The sequence below is a fragment of the Shinella sp. genome, from assembly GCF_035998705.1.
In the GTDB taxonomy this organism is placed as follows: domain Bacteria; phylum Pseudomonadota; class Alphaproteobacteria; order Rhizobiales; family Rhizobiaceae; genus Shinella.
The window spans coordinates 324,321-337,835 of sequence record NZ_DASYHH010000027.1 but is presented as its reverse complement, the minus strand read 5'-3'; the positions used below and the strand labels follow the sequence as shown (position 1 = coordinate 337,835).

At 63.5% G+C, this 13,515-nt stretch carries 14 protein-coding genes; 13 read left to right on the top strand and 1 reads right to left on the bottom strand.

The window, feature by feature from the left end; genetic code table 11:
- The first annotated feature begins 26 nt into the window (after positions 1-26).
- From VGN93_RS24740 to VGN93_RS24680, 13 genes are all read left to right on the top strand, one after another.
- Positions 27-1,130: a zinc-binding dehydrogenase gene (locus VGN93_RS24740; RefSeq protein WP_327509642.1), complete on the top strand. Its 1,104-nt coding sequence runs from the start codon at positions 27-29 to the stop codon at positions 1,128-1,130.
- A 26-nt stretch (positions 1,131-1,156) separates the two neighbouring features.
- Positions 1,157-2,590 (top strand): NAD-dependent succinate-semialdehyde dehydrogenase, encoded by a 1,434-nt coding sequence (locus VGN93_RS24735; RefSeq protein ID WP_327509641.1) that lies wholly within the window; start codon positions 1,157-1,159, stop codon positions 2,588-2,590.
- Positions 2,591-2,677: 87 nt separating this feature from the next.
- Positions 2,678-3,373: an acetoacetate decarboxylase family protein gene (locus VGN93_RS24730; protein WP_327509640.1), complete on the top strand. Its 696-nt coding sequence runs from the start codon at positions 2,678-2,680 to the stop codon at positions 3,371-3,373.
- Between the two features lie 53 nt (positions 3,374-3,426).
- Positions 3,427-4,188 (top strand): SDR family NAD(P)-dependent oxidoreductase, encoded by a 762-nt coding sequence (locus VGN93_RS24725; RefSeq protein WP_327509639.1) that lies wholly within the window; start codon positions 3,427-3,429, stop codon positions 4,186-4,188.
- A 132-nt stretch (positions 4,189-4,320) separates the two neighbouring features.
- Entirely contained in the window at positions 4,321-5,439 is a 1,119-nt protein-coding gene (locus tag VGN93_RS24720) for a branched-chain amino acid ABC transporter substrate-binding protein (RefSeq protein ID WP_327509638.1), read from the top strand.
- Between the two features lie 68 nt (positions 5,440-5,507).
- Entirely contained in the window at positions 5,508-6,458 is a 951-nt protein-coding gene (locus VGN93_RS24715; RefSeq protein ID WP_327509637.1) for a branched-chain amino acid ABC transporter permease, read from the top strand.
- A 3-nt stretch (positions 6,459-6,461) separates the two neighbouring features.
- Positions 6,462-7,457, top strand: a complete 996-nt coding sequence (locus VGN93_RS24710) for a branched-chain amino acid ABC transporter permease (protein WP_319312916.1) — start codon at positions 6,462-6,464, stop codon at positions 7,455-7,457.
- Positions 7,433-8,257, top strand: a complete 825-nt coding sequence (locus VGN93_RS24705) for an ABC transporter ATP-binding protein (RefSeq protein WP_319312919.1) — start codon at positions 7,433-7,435, stop codon at positions 8,255-8,257. Before VGN93_RS24710 ends, VGN93_RS24705 begins: the two co-directional genes overlap by 25 nt.
- Positions 8,196-8,897, top strand: a complete 702-nt coding sequence (locus VGN93_RS24700) for an ABC transporter ATP-binding protein (protein WP_319312921.1) — start codon at positions 8,196-8,198, stop codon at positions 8,895-8,897. The genes VGN93_RS24705 and VGN93_RS24700 overlap by 62 nt, the downstream gene beginning before the upstream one ends.
- 21 nt (positions 8,898-8,918) lie before the next feature.
- A complete protein-coding gene (locus VGN93_RS24695) occupies positions 8,919-9,686 on the top strand; it encodes an SDR family oxidoreductase (RefSeq protein WP_327509636.1) in 768 nt (255 codons plus the stop codon).
- Between the two features lie 116 nt (positions 9,687-9,802).
- Positions 9,803-10,387, top strand: coding sequence for an XRE family transcriptional regulator (locus tag VGN93_RS24690; RefSeq protein ID WP_319312925.1), 585 nt, complete (start codon positions 9,803-9,805; stop codon positions 10,385-10,387).
- A gap of 8 nt (positions 10,388-10,395) precedes the next feature.
- Entirely contained in the window at positions 10,396-11,160 is a 765-nt protein-coding gene (locus VGN93_RS24685; protein ID WP_327509635.1) for an SDR family NAD(P)-dependent oxidoreductase, read from the top strand.
- 182 nt (positions 11,161-11,342) lie between these two features.
- Positions 11,343-12,401, top strand: coding sequence for a hypothetical protein (locus tag VGN93_RS24680; RefSeq protein WP_327509634.1), 1,059 nt, complete (start codon positions 11,343-11,345; stop codon positions 12,399-12,401).
- A gap of 116 nt (positions 12,402-12,517) precedes the next feature.
- Here VGN93_RS24680 and VGN93_RS24675 read toward each other — a convergent pair whose 3' ends face one another.
- The gene (locus VGN93_RS24675) at positions 12,518-13,480 is read right to left on the bottom strand and encodes an aminotransferase class IV (protein WP_327509633.1); all 963 of its coding nucleotides are present in this window, start codon (positions 13,478-13,480) and stop codon (positions 12,518-12,520) included.
- Between the last annotated feature and the right edge of the window lie 35 nt (positions 13,481-13,515).

The window sequence follows — 13,515 nt, the reverse complement described above, 5'->3', positions numbered from 1 at the left end:
GCAGATCCCGAGGGGAGACAGTCAGAATGAAGGCCGCCGTTCTCTATACATTCAACGAAGACCTCGTGATCGAAGACGTGCCGATCGCCGATCCGGGCGACCGCGAGGTGCTCGTACGCATCATCGCGACCGGCGTCTGCCACAGCGATCTCAGCGCTGCGAAGGGCAAGTCGCGGCCGAAGCTTCCGGTCATTCTCGGCCATGAGGCTGCCGGCATCGTCGAGCGCACCGGCTCGGCCGTTTCCAAGGTGCAGAAGGGTGATCACGTCATTCTCTCCTGGGCGCCGAATTGCGGCGAGTGCTTCTATTGCTACAAGCGCCTGCCCACCATGTGCGATACCTATGGCGAGGCCGCTGGCGGCGGCACGTTGTGGAATGGCGCACGCCGGCTTGGCAGCGCGCAGAAACCGGTCAATCACTTCACCTGCGTGTCGAGCTTTGCCGAACTCGCAGTCGTGCCGGAATCCGGCTGCTCGAAGATCGAGAAGGATATTCCCTTCGAGGTCGCGGCCCTCGTCGGCTGTGCGGTGACGACGGGCTTCGGCGCCGTCGTCAATGATGCGCGCGTCGAGGCTGGCGATGTGGTCGGCGTGATCGGCGTCGGCGGTGTTGGCATCAATGCCATCCACGCGGCGTCGGTGGCCGGCGCGGAGGCTGTCGTCGCGATCGACATCAACCCGGAAAAGGAAGGGGTCGCGCGTTCGTTCGGTGCCACCCACTTCCTGAACTCCGCGATACAGGACGTGACCGCCGAACTGAAAACGCTGAGCCGCGGCCGCGGCCCGGACAGCATCATCGACTGCACCGGGCGACCGGCGGCAATCGCGCTCGCCTATGACAGCGTCCGGCTCGGCGGCTCGGTCATTTCCGTCGGCATCGCGGCGAAGGGCGAAATGGTTTCCCTGCCGGCCTCGACGCTGCCCAACACCCAGAAGCGCATCATCGGCAGCAACTATGGCGGCGGCGTTCCGGAACGTGATTTCGAGCGCATCCTCGGCCTCTACCGCGCCGGCCGCTACGATCTCGACCGCCAGGTCGGCGCGCGCGTGCCGATCGAACAGATCAATGAGGCCTTCCGCTGGCTCGAGCAAGGCGTGCTTGCCCGCACGCTCGTATGCTTCGACCGTTGACCATCCGATATTGAACGAGACAGACAGTGTATCCTGATACCCAACTCTTCATCGCCGGCGAATGGACCAATGGCACGGGCGGCGAGACGCTGCCCGTCCTCAACCCGGCGACCGGCAGCGAAATCGGTCGCGTCGCGAAGGCAACCACAGCCGACATGGATCGCGCGCTTGCTTCGGCTGCCGCAGCCTTTGAAACGTGGCGCAAGACGACGGCGCGCGACCGCGCGAAACTGCTGCACGCGGCGGCCGACAACCTGCGCGCCCGCATCGACGACATCGCGCCGATCCTCACCATGGAGCAGGGCAAGCCGCTTGCCGAAGCACGCTCCGAACTGCGCAATGCCGATGACGTCATCCGCTGGTTTGCGGAAGAGGCGATCCGCTCCTATGGCCGCATCATCCCGGCCCGCAAGGCCGGTGTGCAGCAGATGGTGGTGAAGGAGCCGATCGGCGTCGTCGCGGCCTTCACGCCGTGGAACTATCCGGTCGCCCAGGCGATCCGCAAGATTTGCGCCGCCCTTGCCGCCGGCTGCACCGTCATCCTGAAGGCCGCCGAAGAAGCGCCGGCCTCCTGCGCCGCAATGGTGCGGGCCTTTGCCGATGCCGGCTTCCCGGATGGGGCGATCAATCTCCTTTACGGCGTGCCGTCGGAAATCTCGGAATACCTCATTCCACATCCGGTCATCCGCAAGGTTTCCTTCACCGGCTCGACACCGGTCGGCAAGCATCTGACGGCGCTCGCCGGCGCGCATATGAAGCGGGTGACGATGGAGCTCGGCGGGCACGCGCCCTACATTGTCTGCGCCGACGCGGACATGCCGTCTGCCGTTTCGATGCTGGCCGGGCACAAGTATCACAATGCCGGCCAGGTCTGCATCGCGCCGACCCGCGTGCTGGTGGAAGAGCCGGCCTATGACAATTTCCTCGCGGATTTCCTCACCGCGGCAAAGGCGGTGAAGGTCGGCGACGGTTCGGCCGATGGCGTCGCCATGGGTCCGATGGCAAACGCCCGCCGGCTCGACGCGATGGACCGCCTGATCGGCGATGCCGTCGCCAAGGGCGGACGCCTGCTGACCGGCGGCAACCGCATCGGCAATGCCGGCTTCTTCTTCGAGCCGACAGTGCTGGCCGACGTGCCGCTGGATGCGGCCATCATGAACGAGGAGCCGTTCGGCCCGGTCGCGGTCGTCAATCGCTTCAAGACGGTCGACGAGGCGATCGGCGAAGCCAACCGGCTGCCCTTTGGCCTTGCCGCCTATGCCTTCACACGCTCCCAGCGAAATGCCCAGCGCTTCGCTGAGGATATCGAGACGGGCATGCTGTCGATCAACGATTACGGCCTCGCCTATGCAGAGGTTCCGTTCAACGGCGTCAAGGATTCCGGCTACGGCTCCGAAGGCGGACCAGAGGCCCTGGAGACCTTCCAGACGATCAAGTTCGTTTCGCAGACGAATTTATGACGATCACCAAAATGAAATCTTGACATCATTTTTTCATTAGTGTGAAACTTGGCTTGAAGCGAACATACAGGAAAGACTCCAATCCCCATGTCTCAGCAGGCCTATTCCATCCCGCAACGCTCGCCCCTCTATCAAGCGCCGCCGTTTGATTACAAAGCCTTCAGCAAGGTCAGCGTGTTCTGCCGCGTTGACGAGGCGGCGATCCGTGCGGCGCTTCCGGCGCAGTTCGACGTGCGCGGCGACGTGATCGAATTCTTCATCATGGACGTGCCGGCCGGTGGTTCGCTCGGCTCTTACGCCGAGGGCGGCATCGTCGTGCCGATGAGCTACCAGGGCCGCCCCGGCGGCCATGTGCTCTACGAGATCGTAACCAACGACGACTCCATGGCAGTCGGCCGCGAGGTCTGGGGCTATCCCAAGAAGATGGGCGACGTGGAGTGGAAGGCGAGCGATATCGCGATCACGGCGAAGCTGTCCCGCCGCGGCACCTCGCTGATCGAGATCGATTTCAAGGCCGATGGCCCGGCTTTCGAAAAGCCCGCGCTGCATCCGCGGTTCCAGACGCGCATCATTCCGTCGCCGGAAAGTGCGGCCGTCGAAACGCAGATCATCGAGAATTCGCTCGGCCAGTCCGAAACGCTCCGCCACGCGCTCGGCACCGCCGAGATCAAGATCGGCGGCAATGCCAGCGATCCGTTCTCGGACTTCCAGATCCGCGAGATCGTCGGTGCGGAAATGATCGTCGCCAACTTCGTCCTCGCCTTCGGCAAGATCGTCGGCTGAGACTTGGATTATAGGGAACCGTACACATGATGTGTGCAAAAGCGCCCGAAAAGATGTTCAGACTCGATGAAAAGCGGGTCTTCATCACCGGTGGCGGCGGGGGCATCGGCCGCGCGGCGGCGCTGATGTTTGCCGCTTTCGGCGCACATGTCGTGGTTCTCGACCGGGACCTTTCGGCGGCGGAAGCCGTGCGCCGGGAGGTGGCGGAGGCTGGCGGTGTTGCGACAGCCTCCGCCCTCGACGTCACGCACGAGACCGACATCCTTGCCGTTTTCGCCGCCATGGAGCGGCAGGTCGGCGGCCTCGACATCCTCGTCAACAATGCGGGCATTTCCATTCGCCGCCCATCGACCGAGCTCTCACTGGACGAGTGGAACAGCGTTGTCTCGGTCAACCTGACGGGCATGTTTCTCTGCTCGCGCACGGCGGCGCGGTCCTGGATCGGCCGCGGCGTGCCGGGCGTGGTGATCAACACCGCGTCGATCATGAGCTTTTCCGGCGGCGGCCTTCATCCGAACGTCTCCTACCAGTCGACCAAGGCGGGCGTGGTGAACCTCACGCGCACACTCGCCGTTGAATGGGCGGACAACGACATTCGCGTCAATGCGGTGGCGCCGACCTGGGTCAGGACACCGCTGATCGATCATCTGATGGCCGACCGGGAGCAGATGGACAAGATCCGCAGCCTGACGCCGCTGAAGCGTCTTGCGGAGCCTGACGAAGTGGCGTCCGCCATGATCTTCCTGGCCGGATCGGCCTCGGCAATGACCACCGGCCACGTGCTGGCGGTGGACGGCGGGTATCTCGCGAAATGAGGAGGTTGAGGGAAACGTCAGGCAGTCGCATGCCCAGTCACTCTGGTGAAGAACATTACAAATAATTTCACGCAGGCGTTGCCGGGATGGGAGTTCCGTGCAACGAATCTCAACAAGCAAAAGGGGAACCTTATGACCAGAACCCGTGTACTTCTTTCTGCCGCAGCGCTGCTGTTTGCTTCCAGCGTCCTGCCGGCGATGGCGGACGACATCGTGCTCGGCGGCAGCGCGCCGATGTCCGGCGCGCAGGCCGAGTTCGGCCAGTCGCAGATCGACGGCGCCCAGCTCTATTTCGACCAGCTCAACGAGAAGGGCGGCATCAAGGGCAACAAGGTGGTGTTCCGCCCGCTCGACGACCGCGCCGACCCGCGCCAGGGCACGCTCGTCGCCCAGCAGTTCTGCGACGACAGCGCCGTCATCGGCGTCATCGGCCACATGAACAGCGGCGTCACCATGCCCGCACTCGACATCTATTCCGACTGCGGCATGCCGCAGGTCGTGCCTGCGACCAATCCGGAACTGATGCGCAAGGGCTTCAAGACCATCGTGCGCCCCGTCGCCAACGATTTCATCCAGGGCGCGCTTCCGGCGAAATACGCCACCGAAAAGCTCGGCCTGAAGAATGCCGTGCTGGTGCACGACAAGACCGTGTTCGGCCAGGGCATTGCCGGCGTCTTCAAGGATAATTTCGAGAAGGGTGGCGGCAAGGTTGCCAACACCTATGGTGCAAGCCCGGAAGACGTCGACTTCTCCGCCCTGATCGCCTCGATCAAGCTGGAAAACCCCGATGTCGTCTATATGGGTGCCGGCATGCCGCAGCTTGCCTTGTTCCTCAAGCAGATGCGCGAGCAGGGCATGACCGCCCAGTTCATCGGCCCCGATATCGGCTTCACCGTCGATTTCATCACGCAGGTGGGTGCGGCTTCTGCCGAAGGCGCGCTGATGACCTTCCAGCTTCCGCCCTATGACTCCTCGCCGGAACTGAAGGACTTCTCCGATCGTCACCAGGCCCGCTTCGGCCGCGCACCCGGTCCCTATGCCTCGCTTGGCTTTGCCAATGCGCAGGTGATGGCGGCCGCCGTCGAGAAGGCCGATACGCTGGATCGCGAAGGCGTGCTTGCCAAGCTGCACGGCGTAACGGTCGACACGCTGCTCGGCCCGGTCGCCTTCGACGAGAACGGTGAAAACACCACCGCGCCGATGTACCTCTACGTCGTCAAGGACGGCAAGTTCGAGCTGATCAAGCAGTAATCAGCCGGACGTTTGTTCAATGGGGCCGGCGCAGCCCGTGCCGGCCCGTTGTCATAAAGGCGACCCCCTTGTTCGACTATTTTCTTCAACAGCTGATCTTCGCGCTCGCCATCGGTGCGATCTACGGATTGATCGCGCTTGGCTACACGATGGTCTACGGCGTGATGCGGCTGATCAACTTCGCCCACGGGGAGTTCTTCATGCTCGGCCCGTATATCTACACGTTCATTTTCAGCGGGCTCATCGGCCTTGGCGGCCTGGCGCCGGTGCTCGATTCCGTCATTGCGATCGTTGCGAGCTTCGTCATCGTCGGTCTGCTTGGGGTCGCGATCGAACGCTTCGCCTATCGTCCTCTGCGTGCCTATGGCCGTCTCGCACCGATGCTGAGCGCGCTTGGCATGTCGATCGTGCTGCAGAGCGCGGTGCGCGTCACCGTCGGCCCGCAGCCCGTGCATTTTCCGGCCATCGTTCCGAGCGCGCCGATCGAATCCCTGGGCGGCATGGTCACGACCGTGCAGGTGGGCATTCTCGCCGCCGCGATCCTGCTGATGGTCGGCCTCACGCTCTTCGTCAACGGCACGCGCTTCGGCATCTGGATCCGCGCGGCGTCGGAAAGCTGGACGACGTCGAGCCTGCTCGGCATCCGCGTCAACCGTGCCGTCAGCCTCGTCTTCTTCATCGGCCCCGGCCTCGGCGCCATGGCCGGCATCATGTACGCCTCCTATTACGGCATCATGCAGCCCGCCATGGGCTCGGTCATCGGCCTGAAAGCCTTTACCGCGGCCATTCTCGGCGGCATCGGCTCCATTCCCGGCGCCATGCTCGGCGGCTTCCTGCTCGGCGCGATCGAAGTGTTCGGCACGGCCTTCCTGCCCATCCTCTCCTTCGGCTACATCGGCACGGAATATCGTGACGTCTTCGCCTTCGCCGTCCTCATCCTCGTTCTTCTGTTCAAGCCCGCCGGCCTGCTCGGCGAGACCGTCTCGGAAGAAACGACCGTCGCAAAGAAGGATTACTGACCCATGGGGAACTCGGTGATCGTCCGGCGGCTCGGCCTTCTCGCAGTCCTCGCGCTTTGCGTGGTCCTGCTGGCGCTGGTGCCGTACCTTCCGTCCTATTACGTCCGCGTCGTGGACAGCATTCTGATCTACATCATCCTCGCCGTTGGCCTCAACCTCGTCGTCGGTTATGCCGGCCTGCTCGATCTCGGATTCATCGCCTTCTATGCCGTGGGCGCCTACGCCTATGCGCTGCTGGCGAGCGGGCAGTTCGATATCCACCTGCCGTTCATCGTGGTGCTGTTCATCGGCGCCGCGGCAGGCGCGATTGCGGGAGTGCTGCTGGGCTTCCCGGTGCTGAAGCTGCGCGGCGACTATCTTGCGATCGTCACGCTCTCGTTCGGCGAAATCATCCGCATCGCCATCAACAATGCCGATGATTTCACCAACGGCCCACAGGGCATTGCCGGCCTCGACCGGGCGAGCCTCTTCGGCCTGCCGCTGACGAGCCCGGTGCATTTCTACTGGCTGCTGCTCGTGCTGGCCGTTCTCGTCTGCGCCGGCGTCTACTATATGGAGCGCTCGATCCTCGGCAAAGCCTGGCGGGCGCTGCGGGAAGACCAGGACGTGGTGCGCGGCCTCGGCATCAACACGACGACGCTGAAGCTGCTGGCCTTTGCGCTGAGTGCGGCAATCGGCGGCGCCGGAGGGGTGATCTTCGGCTCGTTCCAGCGCTTCGTCAGCCCGGAGAGTTTCACCTTCCAGGAATCGCTGCTCGTCGTGCTGATCATCATCATCGGCGGCGTCGGCAATATCGTCGGTGTCATTGCGGGCGCCGTGGTGCTCATCGTGCTGCCGGAAGTCCTGCATTTCGCCGCGCAATACCGCCTGCTGATCTACGGCGTCGTACTCGTGACGGTCATCGTGCTTCGCCCGGGCGGCCTCGTCTCGCCCCGTTTCAACCTCGGCTTCATCATTCGAAAGGTCCGGACGCTATGGCTCTCGCCCTCGAAAACGTAAGCAAGCATTTCGGATCGCTCGTGGCGATCAAGAACCTGTCGCTGTCCTTCGATGTCGGCTCGATCTATTCGATCATCGGACCGAACGGTGCCGGCAAATCGACCGTCGTCAACATGGTGGCCGGTTCCTACAGCGTGACGTCGGGCGCGATCCGGCTGGGGGCCTCGGTTCTGAGCACGTTGCCGAAGCACCGCATCGCCCAGCTCGGCGTGTCGCGCACCTACCAGAACCTTCGCCTGTTCGATGGCATGACGGTTCTGGAGAACCTTGAAGTCTGCTTCTTCCCGCAGTCTTGGCTGACCTTCCTCACCGGCGCGAAACGGCTGAGCAAGGCGGAGCGGCTCGAAATCTGCCACGCCTGCCTCGCGCAGTTCCATCTGTCGGACGTGGCGGACGTGCTGGCCGGCGATCTGCCCTATGGCCGCCAGAAGATCCTCGAACTGGCGCGTGCCTTCGTCACAGAGGCGCCGATCGTGCTGCTCGACGAGCCGGCGGCAGGCCTCAACCATACCGAAACGAAGGACATGGCGACGATGATCGCCAGCCTGAAACGCGCAGACCGGGCGATCATTCTCGTCGAGCACGACATGGACCTGGTCATGTCCATCTCGGACCGCATCGACGTCTTGAACTATGGCGAGCTGCTTTGCTCCGGCACGCCGGAGCTGGTGCGCACGAACGAAAAAGTGCAGGAGGCCTATCTTGGAACCACGGAAGAACTCGACGACATCCGCAAGCTTGCTCAAAGTCGCCGGGCTCAAGGCGGGCTACGGGCGAACGCAGGTATTGTTCGGCATTGATCTGGAGGTCAATGCCGGCGAGATCGTCACGATCATCGGCGCGAACGGTGCCGGCAAGACCTCGACCCTGCGCTCCATTTCGGGCCTGACGCAGATTTATTCCGGCGAGATCGAATTCAAGGGCCTGCCGATCAAGGGCCTGCCGCCGGAGGAGATCACCCGCCTCGGCCTCGCCCATTGCCCGGAGGGAAGGCAGATCCTCCAGCGCCTGACAGTCGAGGAGAACCTGCTCGCCGGTTACATTGCAAACCGCGGGCGCAGCTTCGACGAAATCCGCACCCAGGTCTATGATATGTTCCCGGTGCTCAAGGAGCGGCGTCATTCGCTGGCGAGCCGCATGAGCGGCGGCCAGCAGCAGATGCTGGCGATCGGCCGCTCGCTGATGGCAACACCGGAACTGTTGATGCTGGACGAGCCCTCGCTCGGCCTTGCGCCCAAAATCATCAACCAGATTTTCGAGATCATCATCACGCTCTCGAAGTCCGGCATCAGCCTCATCGTCGTCGAGCAGAACGCCGCCGTGGCGCTCGAAATCGCCGACTATGCCTATGTCATCGATGCCGGTCGTTGCTCGGTGGAGGGCGGCGCGAACAACGTGCTCAACGACCCCGACCTCAAGGCCGCCTATCTCGGCGCCTGAGACCGGGCAGGGGGAGATTTAATGTCGACATTCGAGACCTCAATCCTGATCTCTGGCGCCGCCTCCGGGATCGGGCGGGCGACGGCGCTCGGTCTTGCGAAAAGCGGTGCTGCGTTGACGCTCTTCGATCTCAACGCATCGGCATTGGCGGAAGTTGCCAGCGCATGCCGGAACAAGGGCGCCGCGGTGCTTGAGGTGGCGGGTGACGCGTCTTCGGATGCGGACGTCGCCACCGCGGTCGGTCGGGCGGTCGAGGCGCACGGGTCTCTCTCGGGCGTGGTTGCGGCCGCCGGTGTCGCGCGGAAAGGCGATGTCACGACGCTGACCGACGAGACCTGGGCAATCACGCTTGCGGTCAACCTCACCGGTCCTTTCCTGCTGGCCCGGCATGCGGTTCCGCATCTCTTGAAGAACCCGGCCTCCGCCTTCGTCGCGGTCAGCTCGGATTCCGGCATGCGCGGCTCGCGTGGTTATGCCGCCTACAGCGCTTCCAAACATGGCGTGGTCGGCCTGATCCGCTGCATGGCGCTCGACCATGGTCCCGAGGGGTTGCGCAGCAATGTCGTCTGCCCGAGCTTCGTCGATACCCCGATGGCCGACGGGCTCTTGAAGGAGAGCGGCGGCGTCTATGACCGCGCCTTCTACGAGCGCCGCGTGCCGCTCGGCCGCTTCGCGCGGCCGGATGAAGTGGCGGATGCCATCGGCCATCTCCTGTCGCCTCAGGCGAGTTATGCCAACGGCATGGTTTATGTGCTGGACGGCGGCACCACGGCTGGAACCTTCGGCTGAAACGCCTGTAGATGGGGACAAATTGTTTTGGCGCGGCCGCAATCGCCGGTCCATGTTGACTTCGATGAAGTATTTGCCCAGTTCCATCATTCCAGTGAACTTGTCAGGGTTTTTCAATGAGCAATCCCGTTGCCGCGCCCCAGGCCCCCGATCACGTCGGCAAGACGCTGCGTGAACTGCGGCGGTCGCGGCGCATCACCATCCAGCAGCTTGCCGAAGGGCTGAACCGCTCGACGGGCTATATCAGCCAGCTCGAACGCGGCCTGTCGCAGCCGACCCTGAAGGATCTGTACGCCGCCTGTACGATCTTCGGCGTGCCGATGAGCTGGTTCGTCGATCTGGAGGAAAAGCAGCCGGAGGCGGAGCGGGAAAAGGAAATCGTCGTGCGCGGCGGCCAGCGCCGCTTCATGCTGCACCGGGGCGCGCGCACCGAACTCCTGACGCCACAGCTCGATTCCGACGTCGAATTCATGATGTCGACCTTCGAGCCCGGCCTGGAGACGGAACCCAAGAACGTACCGACGGCCGGCGCGGAATATGGCTACATCCAGAAAGGACGGCTGGAGCTCTGGGTGGACGAGGAGAAGTTCGAACTCTTCGAAGGCGACAGCTACCGCTTCAACCGTTCCTCGACCTACCGCTCGCGCAACCCATCGAAAACCGAGCCGGCCATCATCATCTGGGTCGGCGTCTACAAGTAATCGAAGCCATGACAGCGTCTCTCCTCGACCCCGCCGCCTTTGCGGGCAAGGTGGCCTTCGTCTCGGGCGCCGCATCGGGCATCGGCGCGGCGACGGCCAGACGCCTTGCCGATCTCGGCGCAAAACTCGTCCTCGCCGATCGGGACGGTGAGCGGCTCGCCGCCTTTGCCGCGACGTTGGGCTCCGGCGACGCGCTTGCGCTTGAGGTCGATGTCACGTCGATTGCCAGCGTCGAGAGGGCGGTCGCGCGTGGCGTCGAACAGTTCGGCGGCCTCGATCTCGCCGTCAATTCGGCCGGCATCGACCTGCCGCGCTGCGAGACCGCGTCTTATCCGGCGGAACAATGGGACAGGATCATCGCGGTCAACCTCACCGGCGTGTTCAACGCGGTCCGGCATCAGATTCCGGCGATGCGGGCGCGGGGCGGCGGCTCCATCGTCAATGTCGCGTCCATCATGGGATTTCGCGGCTTTGCCGGCCAGCCGGCCTATACCGCGGCCAAACATGGCGTCATCGGCTTCACCAAGGCCGCCGCGCTCGACCACGCGGCCGAGCGTATCCGCATCAATGCCGTCGCCCCGGGTTTCATCGATACGCCGCTGCTCGGGCATTTGAGCGACGAGAAGCGGCGGGCCGCAGCCGCACTGCACCCGATGCAGCGGGTGGGCCAGGCAGACGAGATCACCAACGTCATTCTCTTCCTGTTGTCGGATGCCGCATCCTTCGTTACCGGTGCCTGTTTCGAGGCCGATGGCGGGTATCTGGCGAAATAATTCCGCCGAAAAGAAGCAACCGACACCCGTCCTATACTTCGTGATGTGTCTTTAAGTTGAGTTTCAGGGAGAAATTTACTACTCCTGCTCTCCCATTTCGCTTGCCCGCGCGCTCATTGCAGCGTTCAATCCTCCCGTTACGTCAATTCCTTTTACGTTTCGTTCGATTAGGAGATTACGCAATGGCCGGCAAACCCACCTCATCTTTCAACAGCAAGCTTGTGATCACCGCACCCGATGGCCAGAAACCGTCGAAACTCGGCAAGGCGCTGGAAACGGCGCTCCTGGCGGAGACGAAAGCGGCAGACGCGCTGTCCGATGCCGCGTCGCGCGGCGCCAAGGCCGATGCTACCGCGCTCGGCAAGCTGAAACTCAACTATCTGCGGGCCGCGGCCGGATCCTATTGGAACGAGGACCATGAGAAGCGCGCTGCCACGCGGATCAAGCGGTTGACCGCGAGCAAGGCGCTCGATGTCCCCCTCGGCCGTTATTCGGGACAACTTGCCGGATCGCTCGGCGAAACACCGCCGTCCTCCGGCCCGGGGCGGACGATCGACACGCGGGACTGGCAATCGGGTTACGATGTGCGCTTCTTCGACGAAGGCGGCTTCGGGACCTTTGCCTATTGGGGTGGGCAGCGCGACGATGGCGATGGACGCATTCGCGAGGCCAAGGCATTTGCACGTGACGGCGAGGCGCGCACCGGCGGTTTGGTGTGGCTGGAGAACCGGAGCCCGGACAATTCGGACTATCTGCGCGCATCGGTCGAAAGCGGCATCTGGTTCACCTACACGCCGACGAGGACCGGCCGGCTCAGCCTCCTGGTCGAGGCCACGACCTTCTATGACAGCCGATACCGCGCCCTCGACAACGAATATGGCGACAGCTGGTGCCGGCTGGAGCAGGTGCGCGAGTTCGTCGTCGGCTCCTTTGACGGCGATACGCCGGTCGGCCGCAACTATGTCGATATTTCCAACGCGAGCCGGTCGCTCACCCATTATTACGGAAATGGCGACGGCGCGGGCGCGGACTGGCCCGAGATTCCGGGCACAAGCACCATTGGCTCCGTTCGCCATATCGGCGGAGAGATCGGCGCCTGGGCGGTGGAAGGCAAGCCGATGGACATCCTGATCGGCTGCCGCATCAAGTTCGACTGCCATCTCGACGATGTCAGCTTCTACGCCTGGGACGGTCTTGGCCTCAAGCTCAACTTCGCCCTGATCGACATCAGGCCGGCGTGAAGCCAGCACAAAGCAAGGGCTCGCCGTGTGGTAAGCCGGCCGTAGCCACGTCCCGGCAAAGCTACGCGTCCTGATCGATCTCGTCCGGGCCCTGCCGCTCGACCGGGAGTGAAGCGTTACGCGTAGTCGATTGCGAAGCTCAGGTCCGGATCGGCATGGGCATCCCAATAGCCTTTCCAGAGCGCCTTGCTGACCGGGCCGACCTCGCCGCTGCCGACCGGCCGGCCGTCCAGCGTGGTGATCGGCATGACGCCGCCGGCCGTGGTGACGAAGAGGATTTCGTCGCACTGGTAGGCGAGTTCGACAGGCACGTCGTCGATCGTGGAGGGGTAGCCCAGCTTTTCGGCGACGGCGAGCACCGACTTGCGTGTCACGCCCTCCAGAACGCCCTTCTTCGGCGTGTAGAGCTTGCCGTCCTTGATGAGGATGACATTGAAGCCGGAGCCTTCGGTGAGGTTCGCGTCGCCATCCGTCAGGATCGGGTACATCGCACCACGATCGCGCGCTTCCATAAGGCCGCGTGTGAAATCGCCCCATTGCAGGTTCTTGACGGTGGGGTCGATCGCGCCCGGCGGCACGCGGCGCACGGTGCGGGTGATGACGGCGGTGCCGCCGGTCTTCTGCGTCGCCTCGTCCATCACCCAGAGATAGGGCATGACCATGAGGTAGCAGAAATTGTCGCATTCCTCGGGGGCATATTGGCGCACGAAGCGCAGGCCGCGCGTCACGATCATCATGACATAGGCGTCGCGGATGCCGCTCTTCGCCGTCATCTCGACCAATCGGTCGCGGATTTCCTGCCGTCCGAGCGGGCTCTTCAGCCGCAGCTGGACACAGCTCTTCTCGAAGCGGTCGAGATGATCGTCGAGCCGGAAGAATCGCCCGTTCCAGACGGCGGGAACGTCATAGGTCAGGTCCGAGTGAAGGAAGCCCTGGTCGAGGATCGGAATGCGCGCCTCGTTCAAAGGCACGTATTCGCCGGAAATATAGGCGATGCCCTTGGCGAATGGGTTGTCGCTCGCCGCGAGCACTTCCACCCGCTGGCGATAGTCCGTGAAGATGTGGTCCGTGTAGGACATGCTAGCGCTCCTCAAAACGGAAATGGTCGTACGCT